Origin of the sequence: Burkholderia sp. AU31652, from assembly GCF_002223155.1 — a bacterium.
In the GTDB taxonomy this organism is placed as follows: domain Bacteria; phylum Pseudomonadota; class Gammaproteobacteria; order Burkholderiales; family Burkholderiaceae; genus Burkholderia.
Window position 1 is genome coordinate 644988 of the sequence record NZ_NKFG01000003.1, and the last position, 18485, is coordinate 663472.

The window sequence follows — 18485 nt, forward strand, 5'->3', positions numbered from 1 at the left end:
GCAAAAGGTAAAACAGGTATGCTTTCCCGCTTTTCGTCGGCAGGCTTCCGTGTGGTGGCGCCTGCCGGGTCTTCGGAAGTAAAGTACGTCATCCGTGGATGAGCCGTACGCGAGCGGTACCAAGCCGGATTCGCAAGTCAGCCTGTAGGCAGGAGCGCACATGAACACTTCTTCTGGCAAACCGGCTGCGGCGCTTGATCCGCATGCAATCGACCTGTTCGAGTTCGCCCGCAGCGGGCGGCAGGCATCTGGTGCGGTGCGCCTCTCGCAACTGCCGCGCATGTTAAACGAAGTGCCCGCGGACGCGCCAGATCGCGACACGGTCTTCACATGGCAGGCGGAAGGGTTCACCCAGAAGGAATTGCAGGACGACGGCGCCGACGGGCAGCAGCCGTATCTGCGACTTGCGGTGCACGGCCATGCGTGGCTCACGTGCCAGCGCTGCATGACCCCGTACGACCAGGCGTTCGACGTCGACATGACGTACCGGGTCGTCGCGACCGAAGAAGAAGCTGAAGAATTTCCGCTCGACGACGATGAAGCCGATGTGATCGTGGGCTCACGCCAGTTCGATCTCGTCGACTTGATCGAAGAGGAATTGCTGCTTTCGTTGCCGCTCGTGCCCAAGCACGAGGTTTGCCCGGCAGTTCACGAAAGCCTCGTGTCGGGTGCGAGCGGTCCCGCGGAAGCGGCGGACGAAGAGTCCGACGAAGCCGGGGACGAAGGCAAACGGCCGAATCCGTTCGCAGCGCTGCAAGCGCTGAAGAAGGACGGTGACGGCACCAAGAAACACTAAGCAGTTGTGGCGCGGGAAGGCGTAAAGGCTTTGGGCCAGGGTAGTTAAGCGCCGGATCGGGCTGTGTTAGAATCCGGAAAATTATTTAGGAGTTAGTCATGGCAGTCCAGCAAAACAAGAAGTCGCCGTCGAAGCGCGGCATGCATCGTTCGCACGATTTCCTGACGGCAGCGCCGCTGGCAGTCGAGCCGAGCACGGGTGAAGTGCATCTGCGTCACCACGTCAGCCCGAACGGCTACTACCGCGGCAAGAAAGTCGTCAAGACGAAGAACGACTAAGCGTCAAGTCACGCGTTGCGCGCTACGCTTGCCGTTCGCGTGACAACTGGTTCGCTTGACACTTTCCTGGCTCAACAAAAAGGCGGCATTCAACTGCCGCTTTTTTGTGCCTGAAATTCGTCGCATTCCATGACCGTAAAGCTCACAATCGATTGCATGGGAGGCGACCACGGCCCGTCCGTGACCGTTCCCGCGGCAGTCAAGTTCGTCCGCGCGCATCCCGATGCGCACCTGATGCTCGTCGGCATCGAAAGCGCGATTCGCGCTCAGCTGAAAAAGCTGAAAGCCCTCGACGATCCCGCGCTGACCATCGTTCCCGCCACCGAAGTCGTGGCGATGGACGACCCTGTCGAAGTGGCGCTGCGCAAGAAGAAGGATTCTTCGATGCGCGTCGCACTCAACCACGTCAAGGAAGGCGCGGCGCAGGCCTGCATCTCCGCCGGCAATACCGGCGCGCTGATGGCCGTTTCCCGTTACGTACTCAAGACGCTGCCCGGCATCGAGCGGCCCGCGATCGCGTTCGCGCTGCCGAACCCGACCGGCTACACGATGATGCTGGACCTCGGCGCGAACGTCGACTGCGAGCCGCAGCACCTGCTGCAGTTCGCGGAAATGGGGCACGCACTCGTGGCGGCGCTCGAAGGCAAGGAGCGTCCGACGATCGGCCTGCTGAACATCGGCGAAGAGGTGATCAAGGGCAACGAGACGATCAAGCGCGCAGGCGAACTGCTGCGTGCCAGCACGCTCAATTTCCGCGGCAACGTCGAAGGCAACGACATCTACAAGGGCACGGTCGACGTGATCGTGTGCGACGGCTTCGTCGGCAACGTCGCGCTGAAGACGTCCGAGGGGCTCGCGCAGATGCTGTCGGACATCATCCGCGAGGAGTTCGGCCGTTCGCTGATGTCGAAGCTGATGGCGCTGCTCGCGCTGCCTGTCCTGATGCGTTTCAAGAAGCGCGTCGACCACCGCCAGTACAACGGCGCGGCGCTGCTGGGGCTGAAAAGCCTCGTGATCAAGAGCCACGGTTCGGCCGATGCCTACGCGTTTGAGTGGGCGATCAAACGCGGGTATGATGCCGTCAAAAACGGCGTGCTGGAGCGCCTCGCGCGCGCGATGGCGGATAATTCAGTGTCGCTCGGCGAAGGCGAGCACGACGCGGGCGGTGCGGGCCATGCAAGCCCTGCCGCAGGCCATCACGCCGACCCTTCCGCTGCGCAATCCTCTAAAGCATAAATGGCCCAATCGACTCTCTATTCCCGCGTGCTCGGCACGGGCAGCTACCTGCCGCCTGACCGCGTCACGAACCAGCAGTTGACCGATCGCCTTGCGAAGGAAGGCATCGAGACGAGCGATGAATGGATCGTTGCGCGCACGGGTATCCATGCGCGCCATTTCGCCGCACCCGACGTCACGACCAGCGATCTCGCGCTCGAGGCGTCGCGTCGCGCGATCGAAGCCGCCGGCATCGATCCGCAGTCGATCGACCTGATCATCGTCGCGACTTCGACCCCCGATTTCGTGTTCCCGAGCACCGCGTGCCTGCTGCAGAACAAGCTCGGCATCAAGAACGGCGGCGCGGCATTCGACGTGCAGGCCGTGTGCTCGGGCTTCGCGTACGCGATGGCGACGGCCGACAGCTTCATCCGCAGCGGCCAGCACCGCACGGCGCTCGTCGTCGGCGCGGAGACGTTCTCGCGCATTCTCGACTTCAAGGACCGCACGACCTGCGTGCTGTTCGGCGACGGCGCGGGCGCGGTGATCCTGTCCGCGTCGGAAGAGCCGGGCGTGCTCGGCAGCGCGCTGCACGCGGACGGCAGCTATTCGCACATCCTCTGCACGCCGGGCAACGTCAACCGCGGCGTGATCGAAGGCAGCGCGTTCCTGTACATGGACGGGCAGGCCGTGTTCAAGCTCGCGGTCAACGTGCTCGAGAAGGTCGCGATCGAGGCGCTCGCGAAGGCGAATCTCGCGCCCGAGCAGATCGACTGGCTGATTCCGCACCAGGCCAACATCCGCATCATGACCAGCACCTGCCGCAAGCTCGGCCTGCCGCAGGAGCGCATGGTCGTGACGGTCGACCAGCACGGCAACACGTCGGCCGCGTCGATCCCGCTGGCGCTCGATACCGCGGTGCGCGACGGCCGCATCCAGCGCGGCCAGCACGTGCTGATCGAAGGCGTCGGCGGCGGCTTTACCTGGGGCGCGTCGGTCTTCCGCTACTGATCCGCGGCGCGCGACAGCTGCGCGCGGATCCCATCGGCGCGCCATTCGTGCGCACCGTCCGAATCGATTCAATTGGGGACGATATGAAATTTGCATTCGTATTTCCGGGGCAGGGCTCGCAGGCGGTCGGCATGCTCAACGCATTCGCCGATCTGGCCGTCGTGCGCGAGACGCTCCAGGAAGCGTCCGATGCACTCAATCAGGATCTCGGCAAGCTGATCGCCGAAGGCCCGGCCGAAGAGCTGAACCTCACCACCAACACGCAGCCCGTGATGCTGACCGCAGCCTATGCGTGCTATCGCGCGTGGCAGCAGGCAGGCGGCCCGGCGCCGTCGATCGTCGCCGGCCACAGCCTCGGCGAATACACGGCGCTCGTCGCTGCCGGCGCGCTCGCATTCAAGGACGCGGTGCCGCTCGTGCGCTTCCGTGCGCAGGCGATGCAGACGGCCGTGCCGGTCGGCCAGGGCGGCATGGCCGCGATCCTGGGCCTCGATGACGACACGGTGCGCGCGGTCTGCGCCGAAGCCGCGGAAGCGGGCATCGTCGAAGCGGTGAACTTCAATGCACCCGCGCAGGTCGTTATCGCAGGCAACAAGGCCGCGGTCGAAAAGGCCTGCGAGATCGCGAAGGCGAAGGGCGCGAAGCGCGCACTGCCGCTGCCGGTGTCGGCGCCGTTCCATTCGTCGCTGCTCAAGCCGGCGTCGGACCAACTGCGCGACTATCTTGCGAACGTCGACGTCAAGGCGCCGCAAATTCCGGTCGTCAACAACATCGACGTCGCCGTGGTCAGCGATCCGGCTGCGATCAAGGATGCGCTGGTGCGCCAGGCCGCGGGCCCGGTGCGCTGGGTCGAGTGCGTGCAGCACATCGCCGGCACGGGCGTCACGCACGTGATCGAATGCGGCCCGGGCAAGGTGCTCGCCGGCCTGACGAAGCGCATCGACGGCAACCTGGCGGGCGCGTCGGTATTCGATCCGGCTTCGCTCGACGAAGCGCTCAAGCTGGTGACCGCCTGACGCGGCGCCTTTTCTCAAGAGACGGATATTCGATTCATGGACAAGACTCTCGATAAACAGGTTGCGATCGTCACCGGCGCATCGCGCGGCATCGGCCGTTCGATCGCGCTCGAGCTCGCGCGCCTGGGTGCGACGGTGATCGGCACGGCGACGAGCGAATCGGGCGCCGCTGCGATTACCGCGGCGTTCGCGGAAGCGGGCGTCACGGGCCGCGGCGCGGTGCTGAACGTCAACGACGCGGCAGCCGCCGAGGCGCTGATCGACGCGACCGTGAAGGAATTCGGCGCGCTGAACGTGCTCGTCAACAACGCGGGCATCACGCAGGACCAGCTCGCGATGCGGATGAAGGACGAGGACTGGGACGCGGTGATCGACACCAACCTGAAGTCGGTGTTCCGCCTGTCGCGCGCGGTGCTGCGCCCGATGATGAAGGCGCGTGGCGGCCGCATCATCAACATCACGTCGGTGGTCGGCTCGGCCGGCAACCCGGGTCAGGTCAACTACGCGGCTGCGAAGGCCGGCGTGGCGGGCATGACGCGTGCGCTTGCACGTGAAATCGGCAGCCGCGGCATCACCGTGAACTGCGTGGCGCCGGGCTTCATCGACACCGACATGACGAAGACGCTGCCGGAAGAACAGCAGGCCGCGCTCAAGACCCAGATTCCGCTCGGCCGCCTCGGCAGCCCGGAAGACATCGCCCATGCCGTCGCGTTCCTCGCATCGCCGCAAGCCGGTTACATCACCGGTACGACGCTGCACGTGAACGGCGGCATGTACATGTCGTAACGATTTTCGTTTACCATCCGCGCCGTATCCCGTTTTTCAGGCGGACCGGCGCTTGATCGACCATCAAGCCAACGCGCGTTTTGGCGTCAGCAAACCTGATAAAATGCGCGCACTTGTAAATCTGAACTTTCCCTCGGAGGGGTAATGGACAACATCGAACAACGTGTCAAGAAGATCGTCGCTGAACAACTGGGCGTCGCGGAAGCCGAGATCAAGAACGAAGCTTCGTTCGTGAACGACCTGGGCGCCGACTCGCTCGACACGGTCGAACTGGTGATGGCTCTGGAAGACGAGTTCGGCATGGAAATCCCGGACGAAGAAGCAGAGAAGATCACGACCGTTCAGCAAGCGATCGACTACGCTCGCGCAAACGTCAAGGCGTAAGCGCCTTTCGCGCTTGTCCGCCACGTCTCCGCGATCTTCGCGATTGACGCGCCATCCTGCCGGCTTCGCGCCGGACGGACTAACAGCCACAGGGCTCGCAGGGCTGGTTCCTGTGGCCACTGTGGCTTTTGTTTTTGTCATCCAATAATGGAAAAGAGGTTACCGTGAGCCGCCGTCGTGTTGTTGTTACAGGCCTGGGGCTGATTTCGCCTGTTGGCAATAATGTTGCCGACGGCTGGGCCAATCTCGTCGCCGGCAAGTCCGGTATCGCCACCGTCACGAAGTTCGATGCGTCGAACCTCGCCTGCCATTTTGCGGGCGAAGTGAAGGGCTTCAGCGCCGAGGAGTACATCCCGGCGAAGGAAGCCCGGAGCATGGATACGTTCATCCATTACGGCATCGCCGCCGGCGTCCAGGCCATCAAGGACAGCGGGCTGGAAGTGAACGAAGCCAATGCGGAGCGCATCGGCGTGATGGTCGGTTCCGGCATCGGCGGCCTGCCGATGATCGAAGATACGCACCAGACCTACGTCGATCGCGGCCCGCGCCGGATTTCGCCATTCTTCGTGCCGGGTTCGATCATCAACATGATCTCGGGTCACCTGAGCATCATGTTCGGCCTGAAGGGCCCGAACCTCGCGGCCGTGACGGCCTGCACGACCGGCCTGCACAGCATCGGCCTCGCCGCGCGCCTGATCCAGGCCGGCGACGCCGACGTGATGGTTGCGGGCGGCGCCGAATCGACGGTGTCGCCGCTCGGCATCGGCGGTTTCGCGGCAGCGCGTGCGCTGTCGACCCGCAACGACGATCCGGCCAGCGCATCCCGCCCGTGGGACAGGGACCGCGACGGCTTCGTGCTGGGCGAGGGTGCCGGCGTGATGGTGCTCGAGGAGTACGAAGCGGCGAAGGCACGCGGCGCGAAGATCTACGCGGAAGTCTCGGGCTTCGGCATGACGGGCGACGCGTACCACATGACCGCGCCGAACATGGACGGCCCGCGCCGCTGCATGGTCGCGGCACTGCGCGACGCCGGCATGAACGCGGACGAGGTCCAGTACTTGAACGCGCACGGCACGTCGACGCCGCTGGGCGACAAGAACGAGTCCGACGCGGTGAAGGCGGCCTTCGGCGAGCATGCGTACAAGATCGTCGTGAACTCGACGAAGTCGATGACGGGCCACCTGCTGGGCGGCGCGGGCGGCCTCGAATCGGTGTTCACGGTGCTGGCGCTGCACAACAACGTGTCGCCGCCGACCATCAACATCTTCAACCAGGACCCGGAGTGCGATCTCGACTACTGCGCGAACACCGCGCGTGACATGAAGATCGACGTTGCCGTGAAGAACAACTTCGGCTTCGGCGGTACGAACGGCACGCTGGTGTTCAAGCGCGTCTGACGCCGTAATCGCTTGACGAGTCCATTCGATGCTCCGGCCGGGCGCCCGCAACGTTTTGCGTTGCGGGCCTCGGCCGTGTCGTATTTCGTGCTGGCCGTGTTCGTCGCGTCGGCTACCGCGTCGGCCTATCTGTTCTGGGCGCCGCGCGCGGGCGCGGCCGCCGGCGCAGGCGTGTCAGCCGTGACGGCCGCGCTGCTGGCCCTGTGCGCTGCGCGGGCCTGTGCCCGCCGGCTGCCGGCCGAGTTGCAGATCGACGCGTTCGGGGAAGTCGCGGCGTTTGGCCGCACCGGGCGCCTGCTGGCGCGCGGCCGCGTGACGGGGCATGCGCACTGGAGCAGCCTGCTGCTGGTGCTGTCGGTCGGGCAGGGTGCCCGGCGGGCCCGGCCGCTGCTGATTCCGGCCGATGCGCTCGACGCCGCATCGTTCAGCGCGCTGTCCGTGCTGGCGAGAACGGCGGGCGCGGCGGGGCGGGTTTGACGGCGGCACGGTTACCTACCGTAACCAGCGGCCGGCGCGGGAACGCTACAATAGCGCTCCGCGTTGCATCCCTAGTTAACGGATTTGTCAGGTGAGTGAAAAAGAAATCGATCAGGCTCTGGTCGAGCGCGTACAGAAGGGCGACAAGGCAGCGTTCGAACTCCTGGTCTCCAAATACCACCGCAAGATCATTCGGCTGATTTCGCGCCTCGTGCGGGATCCCGCCGAGGTCGAGGATGTGGCCCAGGACGCGTTCATCAAGGCGTATCGTGCGCTGCCGCAATTCCGCGGCGAGTCGGCGTTCTATACGTGGTTGTACCGAATTGCCGTCAACACGGCGAAGAACTACCTTGCGACGCAAGGCCGCCGGGCGCCGACCTCGACGGAGGCCGATGCGGAGGAAGCGGAAACTTTCTCCGACGCAGACCAACTAAGGGATATCAACACGCCTGAGTCGATGTTGATGAGCAAGCAGATTGCCGAGACGGTCAACGCTGCCATGGCTCTGCTGCCCGAAGAACTGCGCCAGGCAATTACGCTGCGCGAGATCGAGGGCCTGAGCTACGAAGAGATCGCGGAAATGATGGGCTGTCCGATCGGGACGGTCCGGTCGCGGATCTTCCGCGCACGCGAGGCAATCGCTGCCAAATTGCGTCCGCTGCTCGATACGCCCGAAGGCAAGCGCTGGTAAGCGCGATGGGCGGAGCGACGCGGGTCGGGGTCTAGTTACGGTTAGAGTCGTGAAGTCACGACGGGGTGTGCAAGATGGGGAGCATCATGGGGTCGGTCAATACGCAGTCGCAAGCGTGCTCGCGCGGCGAGCGCCTTTCCGCGCTGGTCGACGGCGAAATGTTCGAGGGCCCGGACAACGGGCAGTTTCTGGCTGAGCTCAACCGCGCGGATCGCGCTGCGTGGGCCCATTACCACCTGATCGGCGATGCGCTGCGCTCGGACGAGCTCGCGCTGTCGCCCGCGCTGAGCGTGGCGTTCACCGCGCGCATGTCGGCTGCGCTCGAAAGCGAGCCGCACCTGCTCGCGCCGGCGGCCGCACCCGTCGCGCGCAAGCTGCTGTCGCTGCGCCGGCGCGTCGTGCCCGCGTTCGCGGTTGCTGCCGCGGCGGCCACGCTGACGTGGATCGTCGTCCCGCAAATGCAGACGGCCGGTGCCCCGGGCGCCGTCCAGGTCGCGTCGGCCGGTGCGCCGCAAGGCGGCAACCTGCAGCGCGTGACGGTTGCGCAGGCATCGGCCCAGCCGGGCCTGCAGGACGTCAACATCATTCGCGACGCCAGCCTCGACCAATACCTTGAAGCGCACCAGCAATTCGCGCAGCAGCCCGTCGTCACGGGTTCGATGCCGCTGATCCGCGCTGCCGTGACCACCACGCCAGGCCAATAAACCCGATGCGGACATTGCAGTTGAATCACGCCATCTCCGGATGGAAGCGGCTGCCGGCCCTCCTGCTTTGCGCAGCCGCCCTGTTGTCCGTTCAATCCCTTCCTGCCAGCGCCCAGCAACCGGACGATCCCGTCGCGACCCGCAAGGGTGCCGCCGACTGGCTCGACCGTGTCCAGCAAGCGGCGCAGCAGCAGAGTTACGAAGGCACGTTCGTCTACCAGCGCGGCGGTTATGTGCAGTCGTCGCGCATCGCGCACGTCGCGTCCCGCGACGGCGAGTTCGAGCGCATCGAGACGCTCGACGGCAAGCCGCGCAAGCTTCTGCGACATAACGACGAGCTGTACACGTTCGTGCCCGAGCGCAAGCTGTGCGTGGTCGAGCGCCGTCAGACGCGCGACTCGTTCCCCGCGCTGCTCGGCGCGAGCGGCGAGCACGTGATGTCCGTCTACGACGCGAAGTCGCTCGGCAAGGACCGCGTGGCAGGGATCGACGCGCAGGTCGTCGAACTCGTGCCGAAGGATGCGTACCGCTTCACGTACAAGCTGTGGGCCGACGCGCGCACGGGGCTGCTGCTGCGCTCGCAGACGCTCGATGCGAACGATCACGTGCTCGAGCAGATCGCGTTCTCGCAACTGCAGACGGGCGGCGCAAGCGGCGACAAGGCCGCGATCGCGGCCGGCATGCGCAACCTGAGCGGCTGGACGGTCGTGCGGCCGCCGGTCGCGACGGTCGACATGGAAGCACAGGGCTGGCAGCTCGCCCCGAGCGTGGCCGGTTTCCAGAAGATTCGCGAAGTGCGCCGGCCGATGGCCGCGCGTGACGCGGGCGAGCCGCCGATCCCGGTCGATCAGGCCGTCTTCACCGACGGCCTCGCGACGATCTCGGTTTTCATCGAGCCGGCCGAAAAGAATACGCGCAAGGAAGGCGCGGGCAGCACCGGTGCGACGAACGTTCTCGTGAAGCGCCGCGGCGACTACTGGATCACCGTACTCGGAGAAGTGCCGCCGGCTACGTTGCAGCAGTTCGCGTCTGCCATAGAATACAAGGCTTCCAAGTAACGCTACGGCTTCCGACATGACGAAACTCACGCTGCGCAAAGTGCTCGCGGCGGCGGCGCTGTGTGCCTGCCTGCCGCTCGTCCCGCAAACCGCGGTCGCTGTCACGCCTCCCGCTGCCAGCCTTCCCGATTTCGCCGATCTCGTCGAAAAGGTCGGCCCCGCGGTCGTGAACATCCGGACCACCGCGAACGTGCCGGTACCCGGCCCGCGCGGCGTGCTTCCGCCGGGCTTCGACAACGGCGACATGTCGGAATTCTTCCGTCGCTTTTTCGGCATTCCGCTGCCGCAGGCGCCGGGCAACGGTAGCGGCAATGGCGGCGGCAATCCGAAGAACGCGCCGACGCCGGACAATCCGCCCGACACCGAACAGAATCGCGGCGTCGGCTCGGGCTTCATCGTGTCGGCCGACGGCTACGTGATGACCAATGCGCACGTCGTCGACGATGCGGACACCATCTACGTGACGCTGACCGACAAGCGCGAATTCAAGGCGAAGCTGATCGGCGTCGACGATCGCACGGACGTCGCGGTCGTCAAGATCCAGGCGTCGAACCTGCCGGTCGTCGCGATCGGCGATTCCAACAAGGTGCGCGTCGGCGAGTGGGTCGTCGCGATCGGTTCGCCGTTCGGCCTCGACAACACGGTCACGGCCGGCATCGTCAGCTCGAAGAGCCGCAATACGGGTGACTACCTGCCGTTCATCCAGACCGACGTCGCCGTGAACCCCGGTAACTCGGGCGGTCCGCTGATCAACATGCAGGGCGAGGTGATCGGCATCAACTCGCAGATCTACAGCCGTACCGGCGGCTTCATGGGCATCTCGTTCGCGATTCCGATCGACGAGGCGATGCGCGTGGCCGACCAGCTGAAGGCGACGGGCAAGGTCACGCGCGGCCGGATCGCGGTGGCGATCGGCGAGGTGACGAAGGACGTGGCCGATTCGATCGGGTTGCCGAAGGCCGAGGGCGCGCTCGTCAGCAGCGTCGAGCCGGGTGGCCCGGCCGACAAGGCGGGTATCCAGCCGGGCGACATCATCCTGAAGTTCAATGGTCGTTCGGTCGACGCGGCGTCGGATCTGCCGCGCATGGTCGGTGACACGAAGCCCGGCACGAAGGCGACGGTCAGCGTATGGCGCAAGGGTCAGGCACGCGATCTGCCGATCACGATCGCGGAAACGCCGGCCGAAACGACGGCAAAGGCCGAGCAGCGCAAGAACGCGCCGCAGAAGCCGCGCCAGACCAATTCGCTCGGTCTGACGGTCAGCGACCTGACGGCGGAGCAGATGAAGACGCTGAAGCTGAAGAACGGCGTGCAGATCGACGGCGTCGACGGCCCGGCCGCCCGTGCGGGCCTGCAGCGCGGTGACATCGTGCTGCGCGTCGGCGACACCGACATCACGAACGCGAAGCAGTTCGCCGACGTGACCGCGCAGCTCGATCCGCAGAAGGCGGTCGCGGTGCTCGTGCGGCGTGGCGACAACACGCAATTCGTGCCCGTGCGGCCGCGCCAGAAGTAACGCGCCGATGTTCACGCTTTACGGACGCGGCTGGTGTCACCTGTGCGACGACATGCGCGACGCACTGGCGCCGGTGGCGGCCGAATTCGGCGTCGCGGTCGATTACGTCGACATCGACGCCGATGCGGCGCTCGTCGCCCGCTACGACGAGGACGTGCCCGTGCTGTTGCTGGACGGGGCGGAGGTATGCCGCCACCGGTTCGACGACGCGCGGGTGCGCGACGCGCTGTCGTCCCGGCGCCGAGCCTGACCTGCCGCGGGCGCGCGTCGTTTCGCACGGGGCTTGGCCCGGCGGGCGCCCCCCCGGCGACCACCGCCCGGCCCGGCGTAGGAAATACCGCCCGGCAAAGGCCTTTTCGGCTAAAATAAGCTGTTTTTTCACCGACTTACACAAGGCGTGCTCTGCAGTCGTCGAGCGCGCCTTTTTCGCTTGATCGGCACTGAATGGATCATATTCGCAATTTCTCGATCATCGCGCACATCGACCATGGCAAGTCGACGCTCGCGGATCGCATCATCCAGGTATGCGGCGGCCTCGCCGACCGTGAAATGGAAGCGCAGGTGCTCGACTCGATGGATATCGAGCGCGAGCGCGGCATCACGATCAAGGCGCAGACTGCCGCGCTGTCCTATCGCGCGCGCGACGGCAAGGTCTACAACCTGAACCTGATCGACACGCCGGGGCACGTCGACTTCTCGTACGAAGTCAGCCGTTCGCTGTCCGCGTGCGAAGGCGCGTTGCTGGTCGTCGATGCGAGCCAGGGCGTCGAGGCGCAAACCGTCGCGAACTGCTACACGGCGATCGAGCTCGGCGTCGAGGTCGTTCCGGTGCTGAACAAGATCGACCTGCCGGCCGCGAACCCCGAGAACGCGATCGAGGAGATCGAGGACGTGATCGGCATCGACGCGACCGACGCGACGCGTTGCAGCGCGAAGACGGGCCTCGGCGTCGAGGACGTGCTCGAGTCGCTGATCGCGAAGGTGCCGCCGCCGAAGGGCGACCCGGCCGCGCCGCTGCAGGCGCTCATCATCGACTCGTGGTTCGACAACTACGTCGGCGTCGTGATGCTGGTGCGTATCGTCAACGGCACGCTGCGCCCGAAGGACAAGATCAAGATGATGGCGACCGGCGCGCAGTATCCGGTCGAGCACATCGGCGTGTTCACGCCGAAGTCGCGCAACCTCGAATCGCTGTCGGCGGGGCAGGTGGGCTTCATCATCGCGGGCATCAAGGAACTGACGGCCGCGAAGGTCGGCGATACCGTCACCCACGTGTCCAAGGCCGCCACCGAGCCGCTGCCGGGCTTCAAGGAAGTGAAGCCGCAGGTGTTCGCGGGGCTGTATCCGGTCGAGGCGAACCAGTACGACGCGCTGCGCGAATCGCTCGAGAAGCTGAAGCTGAACGACGCATCGCTGCAGTACGAGCCGGAAGTGTCGCAGGCGCTCGGCTTCGGTTTCCGCTGCGGCTTCCTCGGGTTGCTGCACATGGAAATCGTGCAGGAGCGGCTTGAGCGCGAGTTCGACATGGATCTCATCACGACCGCACCGACGGTCGTCTACGAGGTCGTGCAGAGCGACGGCTCGACGATCAAGGTCGAGAACCCGGCGAAGATGCCGGAGCCCGGCCGTATCGCCGAAGTCCGCGAGCCGATCGTCACCGTGAACCTGTACATGCCGCAGGATTACGTGGGCTCGGTGATCACGCTGTGCGAGCAGAAGCGCGGCTCGCAGATCAACATGCAGTATCACGGCCGCCAGGTGCAGCTCACGTACGAGATCCCGATGGCCGAGATCGTGCTCGACTTCTTCGATCGCCTGAAGTCGGTGTCGCGCGGCTATGCGTCGATGGACTACGAGTTCAAGGAATACCGTTCGTCGGACGTCGTGAAGGTCGACATGCTGATCAACGGCGACAAGGTCGATGCGCTGTCGGTCATCGTGCACCGTTCGCAGTCGCAATATCGCGGCCGCGAAGTGGCCGCGAAGATGCGCGAGATCATCCCGCGCCAGATGTACGACGTGGCGATTCAGGCCGCGATCGGCGCGCACATCGTCGCGCGCGAGAACATCAAGGCGTTGCGCAAGAACGTGCTCGCGAAGTGCTACGGCGGTGACATCACGCGAAAGAAGAAGCTGCTCGAAAAGCAGAAGGAAGGCAAGAAACGAATGAAGCAGGTGGGTTCGGTCGAGATCCCGCAGGAAGCGTTCCTTGCGATCTTGCGCGTCGAAGACAAATAACAGGACTGATCCTTTTATGAATTTTGCGCTGATTCTTTTTGTGCTCGTCATCTTGACGGGCGTAGCGTGGGTGCTGGACAAACTGGTGTTTCTGCCGCAGCGTCGCAAGGCGGCCGACTCGGCGATCGAGGAGTTCGATCGCCAGCAGTCGCGCATCGACAAGCGCTTCGCGGATGAAAACGCGGTGCAGACGCGTTCGAAGCTGCGCGACGAGAAGTTGCGCCAGCCGTGGTGGCTCGAGTACACGGCGAGCTTCTTCCCGGTGATCCTGGCGGTGTTCGTCGTGCGTTCGTTCGTCGTCGAGCCGTTCAAGATTCCGTCGGGCTCGATGGTGCCGACGCTGCTCGTCGGCGATTTCATCCTCGTCAACAAGTTCGAATACGGGCTGCGCCTGCCGGTCACGAACACGAAGATCACGCAGGGCAGCCCGCTGTCGCGCGGCGACGTCGTCGTGTTCCGTTATCCGAAGGACGAGTCGGTCGACTACATCAAGCGCGTGATCGGCCTGCCGGGCGATACCGTCGCGTACCAGGACAAGCAGCTCACGATCAATGGCCAGCCGGTGCCCGAAACGCCGCTGCCCGATTTCTTCGACGACGAGCGCCAGAATTACGCGAAGCAGTTCGAGGAAACGATCGGCAACAAGAAGAACGCGATCCTCAACAACCCGGCCGTGCCGCCGTTCGTGATGGGCGCATACGACTATCCGTTTCGCGACAACTGCACGTACAACAGCCGCGGTGTGATCTGCAAGGTGCCGCCCGGTCACTACTTCATGATGGGCGACAACCGCGACAACAGTGCGGACAGCCGCTACTGGGGTTTCGTGCCGGACCAGAACATCGTCGGCCGCGCGTTCTTCATCTGGATGAACTTCAGCGACCTGAAGCGCATCGGTTCCTTCAACTGATCGCAATCGACTCACTCGCACTACGCGACGCACGGGCCGCGTCGCGTATTGCCGAACTACTTTAAGAACCGGCGGTAACACCGCCTCGTCACGCCTTTTCGCGTCCGGCCGTGCCGTTTCGGCCCGACCGGGCGCCCGCGTTATACTCCTGCACATGCCCTCATCCCAGTTGGAAAGCCGGCTGCGCTACGAATTTCGCAATGCGGAATTGTTGCGCCAGGCTTTGACCCATCGCAGTCACAGTGCCACGCACAACGAACGGCTCGAGTTTCTCGGCGACTCCGTTCTGAATTGCGCGGTGGCCGCCCTTTTGTTCCAGCGTTTCGGCAAGCTGGACGAAGGCGATCTGTCGCGCGTACGCGCCAACCTCGTCAAACAGCAGTCGCTGTACGAAATTGCTCAGGCCCTGAATATCTCGGACGGACTGCGGCTCGGCGAGGGCGAGCTGCGCAGTGGCGGGTTCCGCCGCCCGTCGATCCTCGCGGACGCGTTCGAAGCCATCATCGGGGCCGTGTTCCTCGATGGCGGCTTCGAAGCCGCCCAAGGGGTCATCAAGCGCCTCTATATCCCGATTCTCGACCACATCGATCCGCGCACGCTCGGCAAGGACGCGAAGACGCTGCTGCAGGAATACCTGCAGGGGCACAAGATCGCGCTGCCGACCTACACGGTGGTGGCGACGCATGGTGCGGCGCACAATCAGCAATTCGAAGTCGAATGCACGGTGCCGAAGCTCGACGTGAAGGTGTCGGGCTCCGGTGCGAGCCGGCGCGCAGCCGAGCAGGCTGCCGCGAAGAAGGCGCTCGATGAAGTGATGGCGGCCGCGCCGATGCTGGCCGCGAAGCCGAAGCGCTCGAAAAACGCGCGCGGGTCGAAGCATGTCGAACCCGAAATCGTGCCGGGCGTGAAGGGCGTGCAGGAAGCGCTCGACCTGCGCTCGCCGGAGCGGAAGGAACGCGCGGCGGCGCGCGAGGCGAGGGCGGCCGGTGCGGCGCCTGCGGCCACCGCTGCGACCGGTACCGAGCCGGCCGCGGCGCCGATGGCCGCGATTCGCGCGGCGCATGTCGACGCGGCTGCGGAAAAGGGCGAACGGGCGGCGAAGCCGGCGGCCGACAAGCCTGGCGACAAGCCGGCCGAGCGAGCCGACAAGGCCGCGGAGAAGCCCGCGGAAGCCGTGCCCGCTGCACGCGCAGCCGACAAGCCGGCTGGCCAGTCCGCCGATCCGGCATCGTCGTCCGCCGACAAGTCTTCCGCCGGTACCGACCCCGCTTCGCGTGCGGCTGCGCGCACACGCGACGCCGCGGCACCGGATTCCGAGACGCCTCCGGGCGGCGCGAGCCTCGCCGCTGCGCAGGCGCGCGTGGCCGATGCCGACCACTGAATTGCCCATCGATCGTGCCGCGCGCCGCGCGGCCGTTTCCGAACCTGTCTCCCAAACGATATGAACACTCCCGCTCCTACCGGTTTCCGTTGCGGCATGATCGCGATCGTGGGCCGCCCGAACGTCGGCAAGTCGACGTTGATGAACGCACTCGTCGGCCAGAAGATCAGCATCACGTCGCGCAAGGCGCAGACGACCCGCCACCGCATTACCGGCATCAATACGTTCGACGACGCGCAATTCGTGTTCGTCGACACGCCGGGTTTCCAGACCCGCCACAGCACCGCGCTGAACCGTTCGCTGAACCGCGCGGTCACGTCGACGCTGACGTCGGTCGACGTGATTCTGTTCGTGATCGAGGCCGGCCGCTTCGGCCCCGACGACCAGAAGGTGCTCGACCTGATTCCGCCCGGCATGCCGACGCTGCTGATCGCGAACAAGATCGACCGCGTGAACGACAAGGCCACGCTGTTCCCGTTCATGCAGAAGGTGAGCGAGCTGCGCGAATTCACCGAGCTCGTGCCGCTGTCGGCGCAGAAGCCGGAAGACATCAAGCGCCTGCTGGACACGATCAAGCCGTACCTGCCGGAAGGCGAGCCGATCTACGGCGAGGACGAGCTGACCGACCGCAGCTCGCGTTTCCTCGCAGCCGAAATCCTGCGCGAGAAGGTGTTCCGCTGGACCGGCGACGAACTGCCGTACACGAGCACCGTGCTGATCGACAAGTTCGAGGAGGAAGGGCGCCTGAAGCGCATCTTCGCGACGATCCTCGTCGAGCGCGATTCGCACAAGGCGATGGTGATCGGCAAGAAGGGCGAGAAGCTCAAGCAGATCAGCACCGAGGCGCGGATGGACATGGAGAAGCTGTTCGACGGCCCGGTGTATCTCGAGACCTTCGTGAAGGTGAAGAGCGGCTGGGCCGACAACGAGGCAGGGCTGCGCGCCTATGGGTACGAATGACGCGCTGACGTCGACTGAAGACGCGGTGACGGCCGGCGCGAACGACGCGCCGCTGCCGGCACCGCCTGAACCGCCGCGCAAGGCGCGGCGCGCGACGTCACGCACGTCCGATTTCCGCGTCGCGGAGCAGCCGGCATACGTGCTGCACAGTTATCCGTATCGGGAAACGAGCCTGATCATCGACGTGCTGACGCGTGATCATGGCCGGCTTGCGCTCGTCGCGAAGGGCGCGAAGCGCCCGCACTCCGCGCTGCGCGGCGTACTGCAGACCTTCCAGCCGCTGCTGCTGTCCTGGTCCGGCAAATCCGAGGTGCGCACGCTGACGGGCGCCGAGTGGGTCGGCGGGATGCTGCCGCTCGGCGGCGACGGGCTCTTGTGCGGCTTCTACGCGAACGAGCTGCTCGTGAAATTCTGCGCACGCGAAGATCCCCAGCCGCCGCTCTTCAATCATTACGTGCTGACCCTCACGCGCCTCGCGCACGGCGAACCCGCGGTGCAGGTGCTGCGCTCGTTCGAGCGCGTGCTGCTGCGCGAGACCGGCTACGCGATGGCGCTGAACCGCACGGTCGCGCGCCGCGCGGTCGAGCCCGACCGTCGCTACGTGTTCGATCCCGAGCGTGGCGTGCGCAACGCGGACGACGAAGTCCCGTCGCATTGGCCGGTCATTTCCGGACAGACGTTGCTCGATATGGAGCAGGACGATTACCATCGAGCCCAGACGGTTGCGCAAAGCAAGACGCTGATGCGCTTCCTGCTGAACACCTATCTCGGCGGTACGCCGCTTGCCACGCGTCAGATCCTGATCGACCTGCAAAACCTATGAGTTTCTTCCTGACAACGCCCACCGCCATCGACCTCGGCGTCAACATCGACCACGTCGCGACGCTGCGCAATGTGCGCGGCACGACCTATCCCGATCCGATCCGCGCGGCGCTCGCCGCCGAAGAAGCCGGTGCGGATGCGATCACGCTGCACCTGCGCGAGGATCGCCGCCACATCGTCGATGCGGATGTGCGCAAGCTGCGTCCGCTGCTGAAGACGCGCATGAATCTCGAATGCGCGGTGACGGCCGAGATGCTCGATATCGCCTGCGAAGTGCGTCCGCACGACGCGTGCCTCGTGCCCGAGAAGCGCGAGGAACTGACGACCGAAGGCGGTCTCGATGTCGCCGGCCACTTCGAGGCCGTGCGTGCGGCATGCAAGCAGCTTGCCGACGTGGGTGTGCGCGTGTCGCTGTTCATCGACCCGGACGAGACGCAGATCCGTGCCGCACACGAAGCGGGCGCGCCGGTGATCGAGCTGCATACGGGCCGTTACGCGGAAGCGCACGACGAAGCCGAGCAGCAGCGCGAATACGAACGCATCGTCGCGGGCGTTCAGGCGGGCGCGCAGCTCGGCCTGAAGGTCAATGCCGGTCACGGCCTGCACTACACGAACGTGCAGCAGATCGCCGCGATCGACGGCATCGTCGAACTGAACATCGGCCACGCGATCGTCGCGCACGCGATTTTCGCGGGCTGGGACAACGCGGTGCGCGAAATGAAGGCGATCATGGTCGCCGCACGCGTTGCCGCGCTGCATGGCGGCGCGCGCTGAAGATGACATGCCACCGCGCGTCGCGCGTCATGCCTGACCCGGCCCGGCCGGGTCGTACCGGCGCGTACTGA

At 65.3% G+C, this 18485-nt stretch carries 20 protein-coding genes; all 20 read left to right on the forward strand.

Going from position 1 to position 18485, the window contains the following annotated elements; all coding sequences use genetic code 11:
* Positions 1–160 precede the first annotated feature (160 nt).
* The 20 genes from CFB40_RS05725 to pdxJ all read left to right on the forward strand — a co-directional run bounded on the left by CFB40_RS05725 (position 161) and on the right by pdxJ (position 18414).
* Complete coding sequence (locus tag CFB40_RS05725) at positions 161–796, forward strand: YceD family protein (RefSeq protein ID WP_089430783.1); 636 nt, start codon at positions 161–163, stop codon at positions 794–796.
* Between the two features lie 98 nt (positions 797–894).
* On the forward strand, positions 895–1074 hold the full coding sequence (gene rpmF, locus CFB40_RS05730; protein WP_006051932.1) for a 50S ribosomal protein L32: 180 nt from the start codon (positions 895–897) through the stop codon (positions 1072–1074).
* A gap of 129 nt (positions 1075–1203) precedes the next feature.
* Positions 1204–2310, forward strand: a complete 1107-nt coding sequence (gene plsX, locus CFB40_RS05735) for a phosphate acyltransferase PlsX (protein ID WP_089424847.1) — start codon at positions 1204–1206, stop codon at positions 2308–2310.
* Positions 2311–3300: a beta-ketoacyl-ACP synthase III gene (locus CFB40_RS05740; RefSeq protein ID WP_027788011.1), complete on the forward strand. Its 990-nt coding sequence runs from the start codon at positions 2311–2313 to the stop codon at positions 3298–3300.
* A gap of 83 nt (positions 3301–3383) precedes the next feature.
* Entirely contained in the window at positions 3384–4316 is a 933-nt protein-coding gene (gene fabD, locus CFB40_RS05745; RefSeq protein WP_089430784.1) for an ACP S-malonyltransferase, read from the forward strand.
* Positions 4317–4352: 36 nt separating this feature from the next.
* Positions 4353–5102: a 3-oxoacyl-ACP reductase FabG gene (fabG, locus tag CFB40_RS05750; protein ID WP_006476504.1), complete on the forward strand. Its 750-nt coding sequence runs from the start codon at positions 4353–4355 to the stop codon at positions 5100–5102.
* Positions 5103–5246: 144 nt separating this feature from the next.
* Positions 5247–5486 (forward strand): acyl carrier protein, encoded by a 240-nt coding sequence (gene acpP / locus CFB40_RS05755; protein ID WP_004197638.1) that lies wholly within the window; start codon positions 5247–5249, stop codon positions 5484–5486.
* A 164-nt stretch (positions 5487–5650) separates the two neighbouring features.
* Positions 5651–6883: a beta-ketoacyl-ACP synthase II gene (fabF, locus tag CFB40_RS05760; RefSeq protein ID WP_089424849.1), complete on the forward strand. Its 1233-nt coding sequence runs from the start codon at positions 5651–5653 to the stop codon at positions 6881–6883.
* Positions 6884–6895: 12 nt separating this feature from the next.
* Complete coding sequence (locus CFB40_RS05765; protein ID WP_089430785.1) at positions 6896–7360, forward strand: hypothetical protein; 465 nt, start codon at positions 6896–6898, stop codon at positions 7358–7360.
* Positions 7361–7451: 91 nt separating this feature from the next.
* On the forward strand, positions 7452–8051 hold the full coding sequence (gene rpoE, locus CFB40_RS05770; RefSeq protein ID WP_006490873.1) for an RNA polymerase sigma factor RpoE: 600 nt from the start codon (positions 7452–7454) through the stop codon (positions 8049–8051).
* A gap of 86 nt (positions 8052–8137) precedes the next feature.
* On the forward strand, positions 8138–8755 hold the full coding sequence (locus CFB40_RS05775; RefSeq protein ID WP_089424851.1) for a sigma-E factor negative regulatory protein: 618 nt from the start codon (positions 8138–8140) through the stop codon (positions 8753–8755).
* Between the two features lie 5 nt (positions 8756–8760).
* Positions 8761–9813, forward strand: coding sequence for a MucB/RseB C-terminal domain-containing protein (locus CFB40_RS05780; protein ID WP_059527587.1), 1053 nt, complete (start codon positions 8761–8763; stop codon positions 9811–9813).
* A gap of 16 nt (positions 9814–9829) precedes the next feature.
* Positions 9830–11329, forward strand: coding sequence for a DegQ family serine endoprotease (locus tag CFB40_RS05785; RefSeq protein WP_089424852.1), 1500 nt, complete (start codon positions 9830–9832; stop codon positions 11327–11329).
* 7 nt (positions 11330–11336) lie between these two features.
* The gene (locus CFB40_RS05790; protein ID WP_089430786.1) at positions 11337–11579 is read left to right on the forward strand and encodes a glutaredoxin family protein; all 243 of its coding nucleotides are present in this window, start codon (positions 11337–11339) and stop codon (positions 11577–11579) included.
* Between the two features lie 194 nt (positions 11580–11773).
* Positions 11774–13567 carry a translation elongation factor 4 gene (gene lepA, locus CFB40_RS05795; protein ID WP_089424854.1) on the forward strand — a complete coding sequence of 598 codons (1794 nt, stop codon included), beginning with the start codon at positions 11774–11776 and terminating at the stop codon, positions 13565–13567.
* Between the two features lie 16 nt (positions 13568–13583).
* Positions 13584–14477 (forward strand): signal peptidase I, encoded by an 894-nt coding sequence (lepB, locus tag CFB40_RS05800; protein WP_027788005.1) that lies wholly within the window; start codon positions 13584–13586, stop codon positions 14475–14477.
* 154 nt (positions 14478–14631) lie between these two features.
* A complete protein-coding gene (rnc, locus tag CFB40_RS05805; protein ID WP_089424855.1) occupies positions 14632–15858 on the forward strand; it encodes a ribonuclease III in 1227 nt (408 codons plus the stop codon).
* A 60-nt stretch (positions 15859–15918) separates the two neighbouring features.
* Positions 15919–16818 (forward strand): GTPase Era, encoded by a 900-nt coding sequence (gene era, locus CFB40_RS05810; protein WP_006476493.1) that lies wholly within the window; start codon positions 15919–15921, stop codon positions 16816–16818.
* On the forward strand, positions 16805–17641 hold the full coding sequence (recO, locus tag CFB40_RS05815) for a DNA repair protein RecO (protein WP_011351416.1): 837 nt from the start codon (positions 16805–16807) through the stop codon (positions 17639–17641). Before era ends, recO begins: the two co-directional genes overlap by 14 nt.
* A complete protein-coding gene (gene pdxJ / locus CFB40_RS05820) occupies positions 17638–18414 on the forward strand; it encodes a pyridoxine 5'-phosphate synthase (RefSeq protein ID WP_046545252.1) in 777 nt (258 codons plus the stop codon). The genes recO and pdxJ overlap by 4 nt, the downstream gene beginning before the upstream one ends.
* The last annotated feature ends 71 nt before the right edge of the window (positions 18415–18485 follow it).